At 36.6% G+C, this 18,956-nt stretch carries 13 protein-coding genes and 1 riboswitch; of the genes, 3 read left to right on the top strand and 10 right to left on the bottom strand.

The genetic code is table 11. The features are described from left to right. Positions 1–27: 27 nt before the first annotated feature. Positions 28–147: riboswitch (glycine riboswitch) on the top strand. Positions 148–254: 107 nt separating this feature from the next. After that, positions 255–1,622: an alanine/glycine:cation symporter family protein gene (locus tag RCJ96_RS13535; protein ID WP_074610245.1), complete on the top strand. Its 1,368-nt coding sequence runs from the start codon at positions 255–257 to the stop codon at positions 1,620–1,622. 232 nt (positions 1,623–1,854) lie between these two features. Beyond that, entirely contained in the window at positions 1,855–3,048 is a 1,194-nt protein-coding gene (locus RCJ96_RS13530; RefSeq protein ID WP_270795116.1) for a S8 family peptidase, read from the top strand. A 100-nt stretch (positions 3,049–3,148) separates the two neighbouring features. Here the strand turns inward: RCJ96_RS13530 and RCJ96_RS13525 are convergent, their stop codons facing one another. Next, on the bottom strand, positions 3,149–3,673 hold the full coding sequence (locus RCJ96_RS13525) for a DinB family protein (protein ID WP_270795118.1): 525 nt from the start codon (positions 3,671–3,673) through the stop codon (positions 3,149–3,151). A 14-nt stretch (positions 3,674–3,687) separates the two neighbouring features. After that, on the bottom strand, positions 3,688–4,455 hold the full coding sequence (locus RCJ96_RS13520) for a DUF3891 family protein (protein ID WP_000577275.1): 768 nt from the start codon (positions 4,453–4,455) through the stop codon (positions 3,688–3,690). Positions 4,456–4,660: 205 nt separating this feature from the next. Here RCJ96_RS13520 and RCJ96_RS13515 point away from each other — a divergent pair, with 205 nt between their 5' ends. Next, positions 4,661–4,933, top strand: coding sequence for an HU family DNA-binding protein (locus RCJ96_RS13515; protein ID WP_001043907.1), 273 nt, complete (start codon positions 4,661–4,663; stop codon positions 4,931–4,933). A gap of 37 nt (positions 4,934–4,970) precedes the next feature. On the opposite strand, the gene RCJ96_RS13510 is transcribed toward RCJ96_RS13515, so the two are convergent. Genes RCJ96_RS13510 through dhbC form a run of 8 tightly spaced genes read right to left on the bottom strand, consistent with a single transcriptional unit; the run spans position 4,971 to position 18,956 of the window. Next, complete coding sequence (locus RCJ96_RS13510) at positions 4,971–5,513, bottom strand: hypothetical protein (RefSeq protein WP_000959145.1); 543 nt, start codon at positions 5,511–5,513, stop codon at positions 4,971–4,973. Positions 5,514–5,548: 35 nt separating this feature from the next. Further along, positions 5,549–6,298, bottom strand: a complete 750-nt coding sequence (gene sfp, locus RCJ96_RS13505; protein WP_270795119.1) for a 4'-phosphopantetheinyl transferase Sfp — start codon at positions 6,296–6,298, stop codon at positions 5,549–5,551. Positions 6,299–6,357: 59 nt separating this feature from the next. Further along, complete coding sequence (locus tag RCJ96_RS13500) at positions 6,358–7,800, bottom strand: MDR family MFS transporter (protein ID WP_270795120.1); 1,443 nt, start codon at positions 7,798–7,800, stop codon at positions 6,358–6,360. Then, positions 7,800–8,024 (bottom strand): MbtH family protein, encoded by a 225-nt coding sequence (locus RCJ96_RS13495; protein WP_000184064.1) that lies wholly within the window; start codon positions 8,022–8,024, stop codon positions 7,800–7,802. Before RCJ96_RS13495 ends, RCJ96_RS13500 begins: the two co-directional genes overlap by 1 nt. Then, positions 8,021–15,178 carry an amino acid adenylation domain-containing protein gene (locus RCJ96_RS13490; protein WP_074610235.1) on the bottom strand — a complete coding sequence of 2,386 codons (7,158 nt, stop codon included), beginning with the start codon at positions 15,176–15,178 and terminating at the stop codon, positions 8,021–8,023. The genes RCJ96_RS13495 and RCJ96_RS13490 overlap by 4 nt, the downstream gene beginning before the upstream one ends. Before the next feature lie 31 nt (positions 15,179–15,209). Beyond that, positions 15,210–16,103 carry an isochorismatase family protein gene (locus RCJ96_RS13485; protein WP_416503802.1) on the bottom strand — a complete coding sequence of 298 codons (894 nt, stop codon included), beginning with the start codon at positions 16,101–16,103 and terminating at the stop codon, positions 15,210–15,212. 24 nt (positions 16,104–16,127) lie between these two features. After that, positions 16,128–17,744, bottom strand: a complete 1,617-nt coding sequence (locus tag RCJ96_RS13480) for a (2,3-dihydroxybenzoyl)adenylate synthase (RefSeq protein ID WP_446699799.1) — start codon at positions 17,742–17,744, stop codon at positions 16,128–16,130. Between the two features lie 12 nt (positions 17,745–17,756). Further along, positions 17,757–18,956, bottom strand: coding sequence for an isochorismate synthase DhbC (dhbC, locus tag RCJ96_RS13475; RefSeq protein WP_000657801.1), 1,200 nt, complete (start codon positions 18,954–18,956; stop codon positions 17,757–17,759).

The raw sequence follows: 18,956 nt of genomic DNA, 5'->3' as shown, positions 1-18,956 counted from the left end.
GTCTTGTTTACAAGTAGAACTGCATGGGGACGAATCTCTGGAGAGACTCCCTCCCGCTTTAAATAGCGCGGAGGAAAACGAGCACCGAAGGAGCAAATCCGCTACTATAGCGGATAATCTCTCAGGTAAAAGGACAGAGACAAGCGAAAGAAAATGCCGATTTGTATCGGTTTATTTTTCTATCCCTTGTTTCTCCAGAGACCATTTCATTTACTTGAAGTGGTTTTTATTTTTTCTAAAAAAGGAGAATAAAGATGGAGACAGTAAGTAAAGTATTAGAACAAATCAATCACTATGTGTGGGGATTACCAACGTTGTTGTTACTCGTTGGTACTGGTATTATTCTCACAGTGCGTTTAAAAGGTTTACAGTTTAGTAAACTATTATACGCTCACAAACTAGCTTTTAAAAAATCAGAAGATACATCTTCCTCTGGAGATATTAGCCACTTCCAAGCACTTATGACAGCTATGGCGGCAACGATCGGTATGGGAAATATAGCTGGTGTTGCAACTGCTGTGACGATTGGTGGACCCGGTGCCATCTTTTGGATGTGGATTACTGCTTTGTTCGGTATGGCAACAAAGTATGCCGAAGCAATTCTTGCGGTGAAATACCGTGTTAGTAATGAAAATGGCGAATATTCAGGTGGACCCATGTACTATTTAGAACGTGGTTTAGGTAAGAAATGGCTTGCAGTTTTATTCGCTATATTCGGTACAACTGCTTCTTTCGGTATCGGGAATATGGTGCAATCTAATTCAGTGGCAGAGGCAATGCGAATTAATTTCTCTTTCCCTCCTGCTTTAACTGGTATAGTAATGTCATTTTTAATCGCTATCGTTATTTTAGGCGGTGTAAAAAAAATCGGGAAAGTAACAGGATATGTTGTTCCTATTAAAGCTTTCTTTTATATCATTGCTGGTCTTATTATCATTTTCTATCACTACGATCAAATTCCTGAAGCATTTTCACTTATTTTTTCTGGTGCGTTTAATGGTACTGCAGCTGCTGGTGGTTTTATCGGTGCAACAGTTGCATCAGCTATTCAAATTGGAATGGCGCGCGGCGTATTTGCGAACGAAGCTGGTTTAGGGAGTGCCCCTATTGCCGCGGCGGCTGCAAAAACTGATTCCCCTGCAAAGCAAGCTTTAGTTTCAATGACTGGTACTTTTCTAGATACGTTTATTGTATGTACAATTACAGGGCTAGTATTAATTACTACAGGTGCATGGAAGTCTGGTAAAACTGGGGTTGAAGCTACAACACTTGCGTTTCAATCTGTATTCGGTACTGCTGGTAGTATGATTCTTGGTATCGCAATTATTTTATTCGCCTACTCTACTATTTTAGGCTGGTCGTATTACGGTGAGAAATGCGTGGCTTATTTATTTGGAGAAAGTGCTGTTAAATATTATAAAGCAATCTTTATTGTCATGATTGCTATTGGTGCGAATTTAAAATTAGGCATCGTATGGACATTTGCGGATATTGCAAATGGACTTATGGCGATTCCAAACTTAATTGGTCTTATTGGGTTAAGTGGTATTGTTGTTGCTGAAACGAATCACTTTTTACAAGCAGAGAAATTGAAAGAAAATAATAAAAAACAGGCAAGTTAATCTATGAAAAAAGGAATGACTCATACATGATGAGCATTCCTTTTTTCATCCCCTCTTTTACTTTATTACTATCATTAAAAATATATTTATATCAATGTTTACTCCTTTTTATTCCTCCAAAAGTTTTTCACATAAATGTCATAAATCGTATGGTCTAACTATATAGTTGAAAAGGAATGCGACATTAAAGTGTCGCTGAAAAACTCATCCAAGAAAAGGGAGGAAAAATCTTTTGAAAAACAAAATCATTGTTTTCCTATCTGTTTTGTCATTTATTATTGGTGGTTTCTTCTTTAACACGAATACTTCAAGCGCTGAAACATCATCTACTGATTACGTTCCTAACCAATTAATCGTTAAGTTCAAGCAAAATGCATCTTTAAGTAATGTGCAATCTTTTCATAAATCTGTCGGAGCTAATGTCTTATCTAAAGATGATAAGTTAGGTTTTGAAGTCGTTCAATTTTCAAAAGGTACTGTAAAAGAAAAAATAAAGAGTTATAAAAATAATCCAGATGTGGAATATGCAGAACCGAATTATTACGTTCACGCCTTTTGGACTCCAAACGACCCATATTTTAAAAATCAATATGGATTACAAAAAATTCAAGCTCCACAAGCTTGGGATAGCCAACGAAGTGATCCTGGTGTAAAAGTAGCCATTATTGATACAGGAGTTCAAGGCTCACACCCTGATTTGGCTTCGAAAGTAATTTACGGGCATGATTATGTTGATAACGACAATACATCTGATGATGGGAATGGTCATGGTACACATTGCGCTGGAATTACTGGAGCACTTACGAATAACAGCGTCGGAATTGCTGGTGTTGCCCCACAAACTTCCATTTATGCTGTTCGCGTATTAGATAATCAAGGAAGTGGTACTCTCGATGCTGTAGCGCAAGGTATTCGAGAAGCTGCTGATTCGGGTGCAAAAGTAATTAGTTTAAGTTTAGGAGCTCCAAATGGTGGTACTGCATTACAACAAGCCGTTCAATATGCATGGAATAAAGGCTCTGTTATAATTGCAGCTGCTGGAAATGCTGGAAATACAAAAGCTAATTACCCTGCTTATTACAGCGAAGTGATTGCAGTTGCTTCTACAGATCAATCAGATAAGAAATCTTCATTTTCTACTTATGGTAGCTGGGTTGATGTTGCAGCACCAGGTTCAAATATATATTCCACATATAAAGGAAGCACGTATCAATCATTAAGTGGTACATCTATGGCAACACCTCATGTCGCAGGAGTTGCTGCTCTTTTAGCAAATCAAGGATATAGCAATACACAAATCCGCCAAATTATTGAGTCAACTTCTGATAAAATTACTGGTACAGGTACGTACTGGAAAAACGGTAGAGTCAATGCATATAAAGCTGTACAATATGCGAAGCAATTACAAGAAAATAAAGCTTCTTAAGAAATAAAGTAAAACTTTAATCAGTTGATCTACCATTCATGCGGAATAAAATAGAAGGAGAGACTTCTACAATGAAAGCCTCTCCTTCTTATAAATAATATTACTCTTCCTGCTTTTTAACCATATGTAAATACAATACAAAATCCATCATTGTCGACGAATGACCAAGTTGACGGATCATCGCTGTTATATTTCCTCTATGATATGTACCATGATTTACAACATGTTGTACTAACTCTAAAATTGAAGTTTCTAATTTTCCTACATATGGATTCTCGATAACAAATACAGCATTCACATCTTGTATTGTACTTAAAAAGTCTTTATATTGATTTGCCATGTTTTCAAACATTTTTTCTAATTCATGTAACGATTTGTTTTCCATTTGTTTTCGTAAATCTTCTCGGCCTTGTATTGCTTCATCCATACTTTTACCATGCAATATGTGTAACCACACTTGATCTGTAATATAAATATGGGCAAACGTATCCTTGATTGATGGAAATACACTCTGCATCTGTTCAGTAAAAATCGTCTCATAGTTTGGTAATTCTTTTAGTCGATTGAATAATCGTAGATTAGCCCAAGCATGGTAATCCACTTGTTTTAACATGTACTCTTTCAATCGAAATCGCCTCCTTATTGTATGAAACGAATAGTTTGTTTCTTTATTTCTGATTCTCTATCAGCTTTTGCAATTCCTTTTTCTTCAATTTCTTGTTTATTTATAGTTTTATATTTTACATACGTATGAAATTCCGTTTGAAATGGAAACGGTGTAATCCGAATTGTTTCCTTGTCCACCCATTCAGCTTGTATAGGTTTCTCCTCCTTACTATTAAACATTTCTGTTCCTTCAAAACCATCTTTAAACAAATCAATTTCCTCTTCCTTTTCTACACCCGGTTTATTCATACAGACATATAAAGAAAGTTCATCGCAAAACTTTAATAATCTATAATGTTTATCGAACATCGCAAATTGTTCTTTTGTTAGCGTCGTCAATATTCTTTTTTGTCGTTCCAATTCCCCTGTATAAAATGACATCATCTCTTCATCTTCCTCATTTAATGGAAATGATAAAAAATGCTTACTACAAAGTAATGCTCCGTATGGATTGGAATCTTCAATTTCATTCAAACCAATCGTATAAAAGACAAAACGTAATGAACTTGGACAATCCATAAATGTATATGGAATATTTTTAGCATCATTTAAAATTGGTACTTTATCAAGTTCTATCCATCCTCTATCATGCTCATATATTGCATCGATTGTCTCTTTTAAATATGTGTCATCTTCAAAAAAATCTTCTTTTATATGCTTTGCAATCTCTCCAGCTAAAAAACCATGATCATGTTGACGAATTAATGTACTTTCTTTCTCATCCTTTTCACGAAAAATCATCCGTATACTCCCCCTCATCCTCATATTATAGCGTTTTGTATGCATCATTTCTTAATTAATCCCTAATTATTAGCAGGGATTCAGTTTCCTGCAACGAAATTAACATAACTATATAGCATTCTTTCTAACAATATAAATAGCTTTATCTTTACTATCTATTATACTAAATCATTCATTCCAAAAAATTTTTTTATGAGGTGAAAACATGAACAAAACAGAATTAATTAAAAATGTCGCACAATCAGCTGATATTTCTCAAAAGGATGCTTCTGCAGCTGTACAATCTGTATTTGACACAATTGCTACTGCATTACAGTCTGGCGATAAAGTTCAATTAATCGGCTTTGGAACTTTTGAAGTGCGTGAAAGATCTGCTCGTACAGGACGTAATCCACAAACCGGCGAAGAAATTCAAATCGCTGCTGGTAAAGTTCCTGCATTTAAAGCAGGTAAAGAGTTAAAAGAAGCTGTGAAATAAACAAGAAACCAGCCATTTTATAGGCTGGTTTCTTGTTTTAATTTAGTAATTGCTTTATATTTTCTGCATGATACACCTCGCAAATATAAAATATGCATCTGCAGTTACTTACAATTTGATATTTTCTTGTTGGATACACATGCGCCGAAACAGAGCATCCATCAAATAATTCAATAATATTCCCAGAAGGCTGATATCCTTCATATAATACGTTCCTTCTTACTTCCATCTTTTCTATAAGTTTTTCAACTGGAATGTTTCCACTCTCTAGCTCCCTCTTTATTGTATTTGGTAAAAACGAGGTATCCGCAAAAATGAGATTTTCAGATAATACTTTCCCTTTATAACTAATATTGGATACACGGTAAAGAAATGTTCCGTTTTTATCAAAGAAACTCTTTGCTTCTTTCGGGATATACTGTCTATCCAGCACCTCTTGTTCTAGAACATCAAACTGAACTGTATCATTCAATAACTTTTCTAAAGCATGAATAGATGATGTATCTCCAGAAAATAAAATATTTTTAATTGCTTGTACATTATAAGTGGATTCATTTGTTCTATTTTCCGCTACTAGCATGAGGAACACCTCTTCTATAAAATATTTTATTAAACTTATTTATAATTTAAAAGCGCTACTGCATCCAGCTGTATGATTTCGGTAACTTCTTTACTACATATTGCAATTGAAGCTATATAATCTACACTTGGCCTTAAATCTCTCATCACTGTATTTTCTACTAACTCTTGTCTATCCTGAAAAACTAACAAGTTTGGAGGATCATTTGGAGCTGATATAGTAATATCCACTGGTGGAATCATTAGACCTTCACCTGTCGCTTTGAGCACAGCTTCCTTTCTAGTCCAATATGTTAAAAAACCTTCTATTTTTTGTTCATTAGGTAATTTCATAACTTGTGCTATTTCAATGTCGGTTAATACGCCTTCTGCCATTTTCATAACATCAACATCTGGATTCATTTGTTCAACATCAACGCCTACAGGTGCAGACTTTGTAAATGCAACTACAACCCACTCACTCGAATGTGAAACCGATAACTGCGGCATCCCCTCTGGTAATTGTGGTCTACCATGTTGTAGCTTACATACTGGGCACATTCGATTAATTGGAACTTGAACTGGCGACATAGAAAGCATTTTACCTAGAACTAATCTACTAATTACACAGCCTATTATAAAACGGGCACGATCTGCCGAATGATGATATGAATTTGCTTTTTCTCGTTCAACATCATTTAGTAAATTGTAATGCCATGATTGTAAATCCGAAATCCTTCCCCACCATATTTGACAATCATTCTCATTCAAAATTGGTATAGAATCTACAACTTTACTTTCTATCATGTAAACTCTCTCCTTCTAGATACCCAATGTAGATTAATTCCAAAATACTATTACCAAACTTATTCATTGACAATTTCTTTCTCTTTTTGTAATACAGGTAACGGTTTTTTCTTCTTTTTTGACATTACCTCTTTATCAGAAATACGTAAAGAAAATAGTAATGCTACGAGCAAAAATATTGCTGATCCAATTAATGCCGCTTGATATGGCAATAAATCTGAATGAGTATTATGTTGTACACTGTTATTTCCAAAACCGGCTAATATACTAGCTAAAACAGCAACTCCTATCGCTGAACCTAATCGATTTTGCACATTAAATATAGTAGTTGCTCTCCCCATAGAAGGCGGCGTTATATTGTTAAATGCAGAAAATTGAACCGCTCCAACTGATTGGCCTAAGAAAATACCTATGCCAAACAATAATACCCGTATTTGCCAAGGGTTCGTATCGTGATTTACAAAACTTAATAAAATAAAGATAATCGCCGTACAAATTAACCCTATAGAAATTACCTTACGAGCTCCTAATTTCTTATATGACCATGGCACAATTTGTGAAGAAATCATTAATCCAATCGCCTCTGGAAATGTCGTAAGACCTGATTCCAGTGCGGATACCCCTATTACATTTTGATACATAAGCGGAAAAACAAATAACATTCCTAGTAAACCAGCTGAAGAAAACAATGAAATAAGACTCATTTTTCTAAAGACTGGTTCTTTTAATAAGTGTAAATCTAGCATCGGTTGCTTTACTTTAAGTTCTACAATGATAAACAGTGTAATAAATACAATCCCAGCTATTCCAGTACTTATAACCTCTGTAGAAATCCATCCTCTTGATGGTCCTTGACTGAGCGCATAGATTAGCATCGCAAACCCTGGTGCTGAAAAAACAAAACCGAGGTAATCAAAGCGACCAGCTGATTTTTCAATATGCTCTTTTAAAAATAGAAGACCGAATAGTAACGCCATAATTCCAAATGGTAAATTAATATAAAATGCCCAGCGCCAAGACATTTGATCTACAAAAAAGCCACCAATAATTGGTCCTACTGCCGGTGCAACAGCAATTGGCAACACAATAAACCGAGAAATTTTCGGCCTTTCCTCTGGTGAAAATGTTCGGAATAACATCGCCATCCCAACTGGTGTTAAAAGCCCCCCACCAGCACCTTGAATAATACGAAAAATATTCAATGAAGTAATATCGTTCGCTATCCCACATAACGCAGATGCGGTTGTAAATACGAAAAGAGCAGTTAGAAATACTCTTTTCGTACCGAATCGATCTCCTAACCAACCGGAAATCGGAAGGAAAACAGCTAAGCTAACTAAATACCCAACATTAACCGTCCCCATTGCAGATGGAGGTACTTGTAGTTCTCTACTTATCGTTTGCAGTGCTACATTTACAATCGTTGCGTCCATGGCAGCCATAAACATCGCTGTTATATATACGATGCTTACAACTACTTTTGGATTTATTTTTGCTTTCATTATCGTTTTCCTACTACTATTTTTTCACCAGCTTGATTACTTTTTGGATTCAAATCTGTCCAGGTATTTTCAACATATTGTAAGCAATCGTGCCTGCTAGCTTCTTCATGTACGACATTCCACCCAATAGGTACATCAAGAAAGACAGGCCAGAGAGAATACTGGCCCTCCTCATTTATTAATACTTTATATGTGTAATTATCGTTTTCAAATGGATTCGTCATACTCTACTTACCCCTTTCTTATTCTGCAAATATTTCGCTAATACTTGTCCAATTTCCGTAAGTGGACCTGGCTGACATAGATCTTTATGTCTACAGTCAATATCATGCTGCACAATTTTCCCATCTAAATAATTTAGCCATGTATTTGGAGAAATAGGATCAAACCAGTCTGGTATAACAGTAGATCTAAAGAATAAAATATCTCCATTATAAACTTTCGGTACGTATCTCCCTAATAATCCTACCGAATTTACATATGTTTCTTTCAAGTTCAGTATAGTCTCTTCTTCAAGACTTGCTAATGCACTTCCATCTTTACGAAGGATTTCAACTGCACTTTCCATCGTAAGTGGTTTACCATCCATGTTATCTGGGTCATATCCGCCTAAAGCAAGTAATGCGATTAACGCTTCTTCTTCAGTAGGCGCTTCCGTATTCGGTAGGAAGTGACCAGGATAAGAATCTAGCATAACGAGTAATTCTACTTCTTCCCCTTCATTTTGTAGTTGCGCTGCCATTGCATGCACAACATTTCCTCCGAGCGACCAACCGAGTAAACGATATGGTCCGTGAGGCTGTACTTCACGAACGTGTTTTAAATAATCCGCTGCCATTTCCTCTAAACTTCTTGGAAGTTCTTCATTTTTAGCGATACCACGTGCTTGCACGCCGTAGATTGGATAATCTGTTCCTAAAGATTTCATAAGTCCTGCATAGCACCAACTTAATCCACCTGCTGGGTGTACACAAAATAGTGGCAATTGGTTTCCGCTTGCTCGTAACGGAAGCAACACATCGAGTGCACTTTGTCCATTTCCCACTTCAAGTCTTTCAGCAAGGCCTGCAACAGTAGGTGCTGCAAATAAAGTTCCGATATTTAATTCGATCCCAAGTGCTTCTTTAATACGGCTCATAAGCTGCACTGCAAGGAGTGAATGACCACCTAAATCAAAGAATCCGTCATCAATTCCAATTTGAGGTACACTTAGCACTTCTGTAAACAAGTCACATAACATTTCTTCTTGCGGTGTTCTTGGTCCACGACTAGAAGATGATACGATAAATTCTGGAGCTGGCAATGCCTTTCTATCTAACTTACCGTTCGGAGTTAAAGGCAACTCATTTACTACTACAAAAGCGTATGGAACCATATAATCTGGTAAACTACCACTAGCAAACTGACGCATTTCATTCGTATCAATCGCTTCATTATTTGATGCGACGATATAAGAAACTAATCGTTTATCCCCTGGTTGATCTTCCCGTACAATAACTGCTACTTGCTCAACTGTAGGGTGTTTCATTATGACCGCTTCTATTTCTCCTAATTCAATTCGGAATCCACGAATTTTTATTTGATGATCTGCACGTCCTATATAATCTAGCGTCCCATCTTGACGCCAACGTGCTAAGTCTCCAGTACGATACATTCTTGTACCTGGCTTGCCAAATGGATCTGCAATAAAACGTTCTGCAGTTAAACCTGCCCTTCCTAAATATCCACGAGCAAGCCCTGCACCTGCAACATACATTTCTCCAACTACTCCAGGTGGCACTGGTTGTAAATAATGATCTAATACGTATACTTTAAGATCAGGTATACTGCACCCAATTAAACTATTTGCTCGTAAAGAAACGGTACTCTCATCTAGCTCAATATAACTAACATGTACTGTCGTCTCAGTAATACCGTACATATTAATAAGCTTCGGTGCGTTATGAGGATGTCGACTATACCAATCTTCTAATCGACTTAGCTCAAGTGCTTCACCTCCAAAAACAACATATCGTAAAGATAATTGTTGGCCAATCTCTTCATTTTCACGATCTGCTTGCATCAATTGATAGAACGCTGATGGAGTTTGGTTTAAAACAGTTACCTTTTCTTTAACAAGAAGCTGTAAAAATTCTTTCGGCGAGCGACTTACAGTATGTGGAACTACAACTAAACGCCCTCCGTATAATAAAGGTCCCCAAATTTCCCAAACCGAGAAATCAAAAGCATATGAATGGAACATCGTCCACACATCATTTCCATCAAACTGGAACCAATGATCAGTTGCTCCTAAAAGTCTTACTACATTTTGATGAGGTATCATAACGCCTTTCGGTCTACCTGTTGAACCTGATGTATAAATAACGTAAGCAATATGTGATGGAGTTAATGGCTTCACGCGCTCCATTTCATCAATATTGTCTTCACTATGTTTCTCAATTTCTTCTATTACTTTTACATTATCAACTAAAACTTTTAGTGCCTCATTACATTCAATTTCCACTTCTGAATTCGTTAAAACACATGATGGTTTCGCATCGTGTAGCATAAACGAAATACGGTCTGCTGGGTAATCTGGATCTAACGGAAGGTATCCAGCACCAGCTTTAAGAACAGCTAATAAGCTTACAACCATGTTTAATGATCTTGGCATCGCTAAAGCAACGAGTTGATCAGGACCAATTCCTTTTGCTATTAGGAATCGAGCTATTTTATTTGCTTTTCTATTTAACTCTTCATAAGTTAATTTCTTATTTTCAAAGACGACAGCAATAGCATTTGGATTAATATGAACCTGCTTTTCAAATAATTGTGGCAATGTCATTTCTGGTGCAATTTGAAAACCACCATTCCACTTTTCTAACACTGTATTTTTCTCTGCTAAAGTTAATATTTCTAATCTGCCAATGGATTGATCTGGATTTGTCGCCGCATCATCTAATAACAAAATGAATCGTTCTATTAGTTTTTGAACCGTTTCATGTTTATATAAATCGGTACTAAACTCTAGTAATCCATGTAAACCGTTCGGAGTACCATCAACCCCGTTACTCTCACTAATTTCAAATGTTAAATCAAACTTCGCAGAGCCAACACTTTGAATTTCAAGGCTCGCTTCTATATCCGGGACATCAAAGATTGCTTCTGGCGTATTTTGGAAAGCTAACATAACTTGAAATAGCGGATGACTATTTCGAGTACGCACCGGGTTTAACACTTCAACGAGTCGTTCAAATGGAACATCTTGATTTTCATAAGCTGCAAGATTTGCCTGCTTCACTCTATTTAATAATTCTTTAAAACTTGGATCTCCTGAAGTATTTGTACGTAACACTAATGTATTTACAAATAAACCAACAATATCTGAAAGTACATCATCATTTCTTCCAGCAATCGGACTTCCAATTGGTATATCAGTGCCTGCACCTAATCTTGTAAATAGCGCACTTAGTCCTGCTTGCAATACCATAAACAAACTAACTCCGTTTTTCCGTGCGAGCTCTACTAACCTACTATGCATACCTGCATCTATATGAAAATGAATTGTTTCTCCTCTGTAACTCGTTTCCATTGGACGCTGATAATCTGTAGGTAACTCCAATTGATCTGGTAATCCCTTTAACTCTTTCTTCCAAAAATCTAATTGTGTTGAAATGAGACTTTCTTGTGTAGTTTCATCCCCTAACAATTGCTGTTGCCAAAGTGCATAATCTGCGTATTGAACCGGAAGTGTCTCCAGCTGTACTTTGTTCCCTTGACATCGCGCTTTATACGCCGCTGTAAAATCTCTCGTTAACGGTTGTAACGACCAGCCATCCCCTACAATATGATGCAATAGAATTAGTAATACATGTTCGTTTTCATTCACTGTAAATAGTTGCAAACGAACTGCTGGTTCAACATCGAGGTTAAAGCTATATCTTACCGCCTCCGCAAGTACACTTTCTAATTCATTTTTACATGTATTTGTTATAATCATTTCAAGATTTAAGTTTTCCATATGTAAAATTTCCTGGTAGGAACTACCTAATACGTTAGGGAAAATTGTTCTAAGTGTTTCATGTTTCTCGACTACATCATAAAAGGCACCTTGTAATGCTCCCTCGTTCAACTTTCCAGACAAACGAATGACTAACGGAATATTATAAGTAGGACTTGGACCTTCTAAACAATGTAAGAACCATAATCTACGCTGTGCAAATGAAAGTGGAACTTCATTTGGCCTACTTACTTTCTTAATCGCTGGTCTTGCAGTTTTTGCTCGATCCAATTGTTTCGCTAATTCAGCAACAGTTGGCGATTCAAATAGTTTTCCAATTCCTAATTCGACACTTAACGTTTCACGAATTCTTGCCATTAAACGCGATGCAAGAAGCGAATGTCCACCCATTTCAAAGAAATTATCATCAATGCTAATGCGAGAAACACCAAGTACTTCTGCAAATAAATGACATAATATTTCTTCTTTCGGATTTCTAGCAACCCTCTCATTGTTCATTTCATTAAAATCAGGAGCAGGTAATTTCTTTCTATCAACCTTTCCATTTGGCGTTAATGGTAATTCTTCTAGCAATACAAATGCTGATGGCACCATATAATTCGCTAAACTTTCTGAAACATAAGAACGAATTTCTGAAAGATGAATCGTTTCCTTCTCTCCGGCAACAATATACGCAATGATTCGTTTATCATTTGGACGATCTTCTCGTACCATAACCACTGCTTGCTTAACATTTTCATGTCGTTGTATTACCATTTCAATTTCAGCTAATTCAATTCGGAAACCACGAATTTTAATTTGATGATCTGCGCGGTTCATGTACTCTAAAACACCATCACTGCGCCATTTTACTAGATCACCTGTACGGTACATGCGCTGCCCTGGTTTTCCATAAGGATTTGCAACAAACCGTTCAGCTGTTAACTCTGGTTTTCCTAAATATCCGCTTGCAAGTCCTTCCCCTGCAATATATAATTCACCAATAACTCCAGGTGGAACTGGTTGTAACCCTGCATCCAATACATACACTTCTGTATTGCAAATTGGCTTTCCGATAGGAGGTATCCCCTTTTCACTTTCATCAATGTTCATGAAGGTAGACCAAATCGTTGTTTCAGTTGGTCCATATAAATTAGTTAATGAACAACCTAATTCTTTTAATTTATTTGCTAAATGCGCTGGAAGAGCTTCACCACCAACTAGTATGTTTAGCCCTTGTAGCTTCTCTGGATAATCAGTTACTAACGCCTGCCAAAGCGTCGGTGTAGCCTGCATAATGGTCACTCTTTCTTCCTGTAAAAGTGTCGTTAATGCAGAAGGCTCTTGAATGTCTTCCTTTTGCGCAATTGTTAAACTTGCACCACTAATAAGAGGTAAATAAATTTCTAGAGCAGAAATATCAAACGCAAATGTTGTAACTGCTAATAAATGATCATTTTCATGTAATGACAACATATCGTCCATGGCCAATAAAAAGTTACTTAAAGCTTTCATAGGAACAATTACACCTTTTGGGTTACCCGTTGAGCCTGAAGTATATATTGTATAGGCTGGGTTTAAAAGTGATACATCATTCTTACATTCTATATTCATGCGAGAATATGTATGTAATGCTAGTTTCGTTTCTTCGTCATCTAATACAATTTTTTTCATATCATTTTCTATAACTAACTTAGATGAAACAGATGAATGCGTTATGATACAAACTGGTTTTGCATCATTTACTATATAATTTATTCGCTCAGCTGGGTATTCTGGATCTATTGGTAAATACGCTGCACCAGCCTTTAAAACTGCTAGCATACTAGTTACCATTTCTATTGATCTTGGAAATACTAAAGCTACAAACTGATTTGGTCGTATTCCTTCTTCTACTAAATAATGTGCTAGTTCATTCGCTCGTTCATTTAGCTCTTTATACGTAAAGTTTACACCGTCACAAGTAATCGCTAGTTTATTTGGAGTTTTTTGCACTTGTTTTTCAAATGATATAGGTAGACTGATTAACTCATCGTCTTCCTTCGTTTCATTCCATTCCAATAAAACTTTATGATTTTCTTCAGGAAGAGTAATATTTATTTTTCCAATCGACTCGTCTTTTTGATAAGCATTTATCATTAATTCTAATAATTGCATAAATCTTTCTTTATGCAATGCTAGCTCCACACCATTATATACTTCCGGATTCGCATCAAAATGAATCATTAGCTCATTTTGATCAAAACGTTTATATACATTTATTGATAAATCATCGACAGGTCCTGCTGATAAATTATGTGTAATACCACGATTCCCACCAAAGTTAAGCCCGTAATCAAAAGGCATAACATTCACTAACGGTCCAAATAATCTTTGATTTTCACCTAATAACTTTAAGTCTCTTCTTAATTCCTCATGACGGTATTTATGATGGCGACGTACATCTTGGATTTCTTTAGAAACTTGCTGTAATAATTCTACGAGAGTTATATTTGGAGTTACAGTAAGACGAAGTGGTACTAAATTCATTACCATACTCGGTGTATGAATAGATGCAGAACCTAGACGCCCCATCATCGGTAAACCTAAAACAATATCATTTTCACCTGTTAATTTATGCATATAAATACTTGTTACAGCGACAATGAATTCCGGCCAACTTGTTAACGAAATATTGATATTTTCTAGTAAAGTTTTCGTACTAGAACTAGATAAATAAGCTGTTTCACGTAAAAATCCATTCGATGTTCTCGGTGCTCGTTCTGCCAAACTTACAACTTCTGGTTCATCCGCAAATTTTTCTAACCAAAAAGCACGATCTTCCTGAAATTGTTTAGACTCACGATACTCCATATCTTCTTGCACAACTTTTGCAAGAGAACCAAATGTCTTTTCATTCTTGTTTGTTTCTTCTATAAGTGATGTATACTCATTCGCTACCTTTTGGCTAAGAAGTGAAAATCCATAGCCATCCATCACAATGTGATGGATGCGCTGATACCAAAAGAAACGGTTATTTTCAACTTGAATAAGTGCTTCAATAAATAAAGTATCTTTTTTCAAATCGACTGGCATAGATAAATCATTTTTCATCCATGCTTTAGCAGCCTCTTCAGGATTTTCTTCTTTACGAACGTCAATAAAATGCATATGAAACTGTGATTCTTCAATAACTTGCCATGGGCCAATTTCATCCTCTTCGAAGCGAACATGAAGTGCTTCTGCTTCCATTACAACTTTACGTACAGCTAATTCAAAAATGTCTTGATGAATATTTCCGTTTATTTCTACATATTCCCCAGTATTATAAATTGGATTAAGTGGATCTAATTTTTGCGCAAACCACATACCAGACTGCGCAGATGATAACGAATGACGAACCTTTTGACTATTAGGCATTCTTCACTACCCCTTTATTATGTAGTCTATATTAAAGTACACGTTCTGTTTGCAGAGATAATAAGCGATGCCAATCAACAACCGTTGGGTTCTCTGCTAAATCCGCAAAAGTAATCTCCTTTCCTTCGCGACGCCACTTCTCTACTAAACTCATAATTCTGACCGAATCAAGTCCTCTATTTAATAAATCTTCATCAGTCCCAACACTCTCTACTGGTTCACGAAGTAATTGTGCAACTAGTTCATGTACTTCCTGTATAGTGATTCCTTCACTCTCATCATCTTCTACACTTTGTAAATCGTTTAACAGTAGGTTTGTTGATGTCGTTACTGCACATCTATTAGATGCATACTCCAATGCTTGTTTATGATGCTCTAGTGAAAAATCAGCAACTGCATCTGCTACAAAGAACGGCTCTATACCATCCATAAATGCTTCACAAGCTGTTAAAAGGCAGCCAATATGCGCATAAATACCGCAAATAATGAGTTGATCTCTTCCTTGTTCATTTAAAATTTCTAATAGATTTGTCTTTTTAAATGCACTATATCTCCATTTTGTTAAGAATATATCATCCTCATCAGGAGTAAGTTCATCGACAATTTTCTTTTTATCTGGTCCAGCAGGAATACCGTCCCCCCAAAAATCTTGTAATAACCCTCGTTGTTCTAACGTTTGTCCACCTGGTTGAGCTGTATAAACAACTGGTATACCAAGTTCCTTACATTTTTCTCTTATCACCTTAATATTTGAAATGAGTTCTACTTTCGGTGACTCTTTATCGCTATATGCATCAAGAAAATATTCTTGCATGTCATGGATTAGAAGAACCGCACGTTTCGGATCTGGTTTCCAATCCACTTTATTTTTTGGTAGTTCTGATTCAATTGGCATTTTATATACTGAAATAGATGGGATAGCCATCTAATCACTTCCTTCCGGTTTTTATTATTGTTTTACTGTAATAAGTTTTTCAGCAATGACTTTACGTAATTCTTTTTTGCTTACCTTTCCAACGCCTGTTTGCGGGAATGATTCAATAAATTCAATTCGATCTGGAATCTTATAAGCTGCTATACCACGTTCTCTTAAAAACATTTTTAATTCACTTACTGCCGGAGCTTGTCCGCGAGCTATAACAAATGCACAAGTACGTTCTCCTAAATAATCGTCAGGCATAGATACAATCGCTACATCATGTACTGCATCATGTGCTAATAGATGATTTTCAACTTCTTCCGCGGCAACTTTCTCACCACCACGATTAATTTGATCTTTATCTCTTCCTTCTACAATGATGTAACCTTGTTCATTTACTTTCACAAGATCTCCTGTGCGATAAAATCCATCCTTTGTAAACGATTGTGCATTATGCTCTTCTGCTTTATAATAACCACGAATTGTATATGGCCCTCTTGTTAATAAACTACCTACTTCGCCAGGTTTTACATCGTTGTCATTTTCATCAACAACTCGTACTTCATCGAGTGCAGACATTGGTCTACCTTGTGTATGAATAATAATTTCTTCAGGATCATCTAATCTTGTATAGTTCACTAATCCTTCCGCCATACCGAATACTTGCTGTAATGTACATCCAAGTGTAGGGCGTATACGTTTTGCAACTTCAGCACTAAATTTCGCGCCACCTACTTGAATCACTTCTAGACTCGATAAATCGTTATTACGTGAAGATGCAGCATCAAGCCATATCATTGCTAATGGCGGTACGAGAGCAGTAATCGTAACTTTTTCTTTTTCAATAAGTGCAAATGCCTCATCTGGACTACCTCCAGTTGCCAGCACTACTTTTCCACCCGCATAGAAAGTTCCAAATGTTCCAGGAGAGCTCATCGGGTAATTATGTGCTACTGGAAGAACGGCCATATAGACACTCTTTGCACTTAAATTACAAATTTCAGCGCTAACACGTAAACTATAAATATAATCATCATGCGTTCGAGGAATTAATTTAGAAAGTCCTGTTGTCCCCCCTGATAATTGGAGAAACGCAACATCACTTGGCTGAACTTCTGGTAATGGAACGGGATCTATATATAAATCACTTATGTTCACAAATTCTTCTTCTTCTCCCACTACAATTACATGTTGTAAAGTTGGCACTTTCTCTTTCACTTCTCTTGCTAGTTTTCGATAATCAAAACCGAGAGCTTTATCTGAAATAACGTAAGCACTCGCCTCACCAAACTCACAAAAATAACTAATTTCACTGCTTCGATGTGAAGGTAATGCAAAAACAGGAAGTGCCCCAATTCGAAATAGCGCAAAACATACTTCGAAAAACTCAATAACGTTAGGTAGCTGGATTACAACTCGATCCTCTTGCTTTATTCCTAAATTCAGTAGCCCTGAAGCTAATCGATCTACTTTTTTATCAAACTCACTATACGTAATATGCGTATTACCACTTACAACTGCAATTTGATCGCCATATTTTTCAGCTCGCTCTCTTAACATCCCGCCAAATGTTTCCCCAAGCCAACACCCTTCCTCTCGATAACGATCAGCAAATTCTTTTGGCCATTTTGTATAACCTGTTAGCATTCTTTCTGCCCCCTACTTTTCATTAAGTGAACTATCATTTAATCCTAATGCTTTCAACATTGTTTGGAACTTAGCTGATGTTTCTGCTAATTCATCTTCTGGTTTTGACTCAGCAACAACGCCCGCTCCTGCATATAAACGGAGTGTATTTTCTTGTACTTCAGCACAACGAATTGTAACAATCCATTCACCGTCTCCATTTAAATCACTCCACCCTAGCATTCCTGTAAAGAATTCACGGTCAAATGGCTCAATTTTTTGAATCGCCTCTCTCGCTTCTTCCATCGGTGTGCCGCAAACTGCTGGCGTCGGATGAAGAGCAATTGCTAATTCCAAAGAAGTAGTATTCGGATCCTTTAGTTCACCTTTCACTTCAGTAGATAAATGCCACATCGCTTCACTATGAATAACGGATGGCTTTTCCGGAACATGTAATGTATGACAGTACGGACGAAGCGCTGCAGCAACTGCTTCTACTACTACCGCATGTTCATGTAAATCTTTTGGAGAAGAAAGTAATTCCTCTGCTCTTCTCTTATCTTCAACTGAATCCTCACTACGTGGCCTTGAACCAGCTAACGGATTAGAAATAACTTGCATACCATTACGTGAGACGAGTAATTCAGGGCTCGCTCCAATTAACGTCTTACTATTCTCATTTTCATCTTTCGATACATTCACAGCAAATGTATATCCATGCTTATTATGCGCTGCTAATTCTCGAAGAAGTTTTTGCTTATCAATCTTTTCGGAAGAATTAACATCTAACGATCTGGATAGAACGATTTTCTTTAAATCCCCGCCCTTTATTTTTGCAATTCCTTGCTTCACACCATTCATATACACTTCAGGCGCTGGTACAGGCGTCATTTCGAATGTTAAGTTCTCATTTATTTCAAGCTGATTTGTTGTATCCAATTGTAATCGCTCAGAAGTCCTACTATATTCTGGTACGATAAGTTGGACTTCTTTTCTACGATCAAATGGCAAAGCACCGACAACGATAGGATTCGGATTTCCGGCTTGTTTTGCATTACATAATACTGCTTGTACAAGTTCTGGGAAACTTTCAATTTCATGATGCTTTACTGTAGTAAACTCTCCTTCTGCTAATATCGTTCGAGTTGGTGAAGCGAAAAAGAATGAAGATTCAGTCTTATAATCTTCTAATAATTTTTCTGACAGTTCCTTTACAGCCGTAAATTCCTTCAT

This window comes from Bacillus sp. BSL6 (genome assembly GCF_052928345.1).
Note: the sequence above shows the minus strand (reverse complement) of the source record. Positions and strands in the feature narration are given on the sequence as shown.